General features: G+C 71.5%; 3 protein-coding genes. All 3 read left to right on the top strand.

What is annotated here, in order from left to right; genetic code table 11:
* Positions 1 to 578 precede the first annotated feature (578 nt).
* The 3 genes from ABD54_RS25960 to ABD54_RS25950 all read left to right on the top strand — a co-directional run bounded on the left by ABD54_RS25960 (position 579) and on the right by ABD54_RS25950 (position 3,660).
* On the top strand, positions 579 to 1,682 hold the full coding sequence (locus tag ABD54_RS25960) for a PP2C family protein-serine/threonine phosphatase (RefSeq protein WP_047872179.1): 1,104 nt from the start codon (positions 579 to 581) through the stop codon (positions 1,680 to 1,682).
* Between the two features lie 297 nt (positions 1,683 to 1,979).
* Positions 1,980 to 3,323, top strand: coding sequence for a magnesium transporter (gene mgtE / locus ABD54_RS25955; protein WP_047872178.1), 1,344 nt, complete (start codon positions 1,980 to 1,982; stop codon positions 3,321 to 3,323).
* Between the two features lie 94 nt (positions 3,324 to 3,417).
* On the top strand, positions 3,418 to 3,660 hold the full coding sequence (locus ABD54_RS25950; protein ID WP_047872177.1) for an antitoxin: 243 nt from the start codon (positions 3,418 to 3,420) through the stop codon (positions 3,658 to 3,660).
* Positions 3,661 to 3,727: the final 67 nt, after the last annotated feature.

The raw sequence follows: 3,727 nt of genomic DNA, 5'->3' as shown, positions 1-3,727 counted from the left end.
CCGCCGCCCTCAACAGAGGCCGCGCGCGGCGGCTTCCTTCCCCGCCCGGTTGCCCTTCGAGGCCGCCCGCGGGGGCGTCCGTGCGCGCTGAGCGACCTCCGGCGCGGGCCGGCGACGAGAGTCCCCGGTCCGCGCCGCGGCACCGTGGGACCCTGGAGGCGGACCGCGCCGACGGGGCGCGGACCCGGCCGGCGGCGGGGAGCCCGACCTCGCGGGAGCGTCCGAGAGGAATGGACACCCCGGCTTACGGAACGGTTTTCGGACGCCGGAACGATGCCCGTAAACCACACGCTCGGTTATCGGCTGAACCCAAATCCTCGGTTTGGGCGGAGAACACCGCTGGTTGCACGTGCCACGGCGACACCCCCCGCGCTACAGTTCGTGCACAGTTGCGGGCCTCGCTGCCCGCGGCGCGGCGGTGCCCTCCGGTCGGCACCTCCGACCACCACGGCCAGGGCGTGCCCCACACAGCCCCGTACGCCGGCCCCCGGCGGCGACGCGGCCCCCGCGCCCATCCCGACCGTGCCGTCCGAGAACCGAACCCCCGCTGGTGAGCGGGTGTGCAACGCAGGGGACACATGAAGCCCACACCGACCGCCAAGACCACCCGGCTACTGCGCTCCGCCGCGCAGCGGCTCGTCGCGGTGCTCCGGCGCAAGGTGCTGTTCCGATACCGGCTCGTCCTGATCACCCTCGTCGCCCTGGCCGTCGGTATCGGCGTCGGGGCCGTGTGGGGTCCCGCCGGCTGGTTCCCGCCCAGTTCCACCATCCTCACCGTGCTCGCGGGCGGCCTCCTGCTCAAGCGCAAGAGCCTGGCCTTCCTGCTGGCCGTGGTCGCCGCCGTCCTGGTCTTCGTCGCCTTCATGCTCGACTTCGGACAGGTGGGCCCCGGCCTGCTGGTCACCATCGGCGTCACCGCGGTCCTGTCCTATCTGCTGTCGGGGGTGCGCGAGCGCCTCGGCGTCCAGGGGCTCAGCGGCGAGATGATGCTGCTGGACCTGCGCGACCGCCTGCGCCGCCAGGGCAAGCTGCCCCGGCTGCCCGAGGGCTGGGGGCGCACCGCCGTCCTGCGCCAGGCGGGCGGCTCGTCCTTCGGCGGCGACTTCGTCGTCTCCATCCGCAGGGAGAACCGGCTGGACGTGGCCGTCGTGGACGTCTCCGGAAAGGGCGTGGACGCCGGAACCCGGGCCCTGCTGCTCTCCGGGGCCTTCAGCGGACTGATCGGGGCCGTCCCCACCCGCGACTTCCTGGCCCACTGCAACGACTACCTCATGCGCAACAGCGGTGGCGAGGGCTTCGTCACCGCCGTGCACCTGAGCGTCGACCTGGACACCGGCGAGTACCAGATCGCCTCCGCCGGACACCCGCCCGCGCTGCACTACGACAGCGGCGGCGGGCTGTGGAGCACCACCGAGGCCAAGGGCGTGGTCCTCGGCGTCATCCCCGAGATGACCTACGCCTCCGTCGAGGGCAGGCTCCGGCCCGGCGACGCCATCATGCTCTGCACCGACGGCCTCATCGAGACCCCGGGCGAGGACCTCGACGCCGGGATCGACCGCCTCCTCGGCGCGGCCGAGCAGCTCGTCCCGCGCGGTTTCGCCACAGGGGCGGACGAGATCGTGGACACCCTCAGCAGGGACAAGAACGACGACTGCGCCCTGGTCGTCCTCTGGCGTGACTGACCCGTCGGGCCGCTGCTGGCACGCTGGTGAGTCGGCCGGTGTGCCCTCAGAGCACTCCGACGGGTAGGGTCGGGGTGCTCCCCGTCCCGCGTACGGCGGTCAGACCGTACACGTCCCCGGATCACCGTGCCCACCCTTTCCGCCCCCGGAAGACCCACCCGACGCACGGTTCACCACACCAGTGACGACGGGACCGGAGCGGGGCCGTGGAACCACCGGCCCACCGCTTTTCCCAGGATCCGGTGCCGCCCGTGGTGCTTGCCACCGGGCGCAGAAGAATGCGAGGGGGTGCTTCGCATGTCAGAAGGCGAGCGCGCTGAAGAACTGATCGATCTGGTCGAGAACAACGACCTGACCGGTATCCGGCTCTGGTTGGCCGAACACAGGCCCTACGAGATCGCCGACGAACTCTCCCGCATGGACGGCGGCGAGGCGATCATCCCCTTCCGGCTCCTGGACAAGGACCGCGAACTGGAGGTCTTCGAGGAACTCGACCCCGGCCAGCAGCAGTCCATCCTGCTCGGGCTGCGCGACACGGCCTTCCACGAGATCCTCGAGGAGATGGACCCGGACGACCGGGCCCGCCTCATCGGTGAGGCGCCCGCCAAGATCGCCACCCGCGCCCTGGCCGGGCTCAGCCCCTCCGAACGCAGGATGACCGCAGCCCTGCTGGGCTACCCCGAGGACTCCGTCGGCCGGTACATGACCCCCGAGACGGTCATCCTGCACCGCGACCTCACGGTGGGCCGCGCCCTGGAGGTCGTGCGTGCACGGGGGGCCGACGCCGAGACCATCTACACCCTGCCGGTGGTCAGCGACGGCCGCCGCATGGTCGGGACGGTGACGCTGGGAGACCTTGTGGTCAGCGACGACGAACAGCTGATCAAGGACATCGTGGACGTGTTCGCGCCGCGCGTGCGCGCCGCGGAGCCGGTCGAGGACGCCGCCCGCCTGATGCAGGAGGCCAACCTGGTCGCCCTGGCGGTGGTGGACTCCGAGGAGCGCTTCGTGGGTCTGCTGACCTTCGACGACGCCCTGGAGGTCATCGAGGCCGCCGACTCCGAGGACATGGCCCTCCAGTCCGGCGCGAGCCCGGTCGGCGAACACTACGTCTCGGTCGGGGTGCTGCGCCTGGTCGGTGCGCGATCGGTGTGGCTGATGCTGCTCATCGTGGCGGCCACACTCACGGTCAACGTGATGCAGGCCTTCGAATCGGCGCTGGAGGCGGTCACCGCCCTGGCCCTGTTCGTGCCGATGCTCATCGGCACGGGCGGCAACGTCGGAGCCCAGTCGGCCACCGCGATCGTGCGCGCACTGGCCGTGGGCGAGGTCCGGGTGCGCGACCTGCCCTCGGTGATCTGGAAGGAGGCCCGGGTAGGCCTGCTGCTGGGACTCCTCCTGGCAGTGCTGGCCCTGGCCATCGGTTCCCTGCTGGTGGGCGTGGACGTCGCCGTGGTCGTGGCGTGCGCGGTGATCGCGGTGTGCACGTGGGCGGCGGTCATCGGCTCGTCCATGCCGCTGTTCGCCCGCAAGGTGGGCGTGGATCCGGCGGTGGTGTCCTCGCCGATGGTGACCACCATCGTGGACGCCACGGGCCTGCTCATCTACTTCTCCATCGCCACCGTGGTCCTGGGCCTGTGACCTGGTCTCCGATCCCGCCCCGGAGGCCCCACCTGCATGAACGGGGCGGGAACCGGGTATCGCGACAGGGCAGGACGGATCGAGGGAGGATTACATGTCCGGTACCGGAGATGCGTTCAAACGGCTGAAGAAGGCCGTCGACGACAACGCCGAACACGCCCAGGGCCTGGTCGGCAAGGCCGCCAGAGCCGCCAAGAAGGTCACCGGCGGCGCCCAGGACGACAGGATCGACAAGGGCGCCGGAGCCGCGACGGAGTACCTGCGCAAGCGCGCTCGGGAGAACGAGCGGACCCGGCCGGACGGAGAGACCCGCCGGGACGGGGAGAACCCGAGGTAACGCGGCCCGTCCTCGCGCGGGGCGGGCGGGGCGTCCACAATGGGGGATGCCCTCACCCGCCCCGCGC

The organism is Nocardiopsis sp. RV163 (genome assembly GCF_001029525.1).
GTDB lineage: Bacteria > Actinomycetota > Actinomycetes > Streptosporangiales > Streptosporangiaceae > Nocardiopsis > Nocardiopsis dassonvillei.
This window is presented reverse-complemented; position numbering and strand designations above follow the sequence as displayed.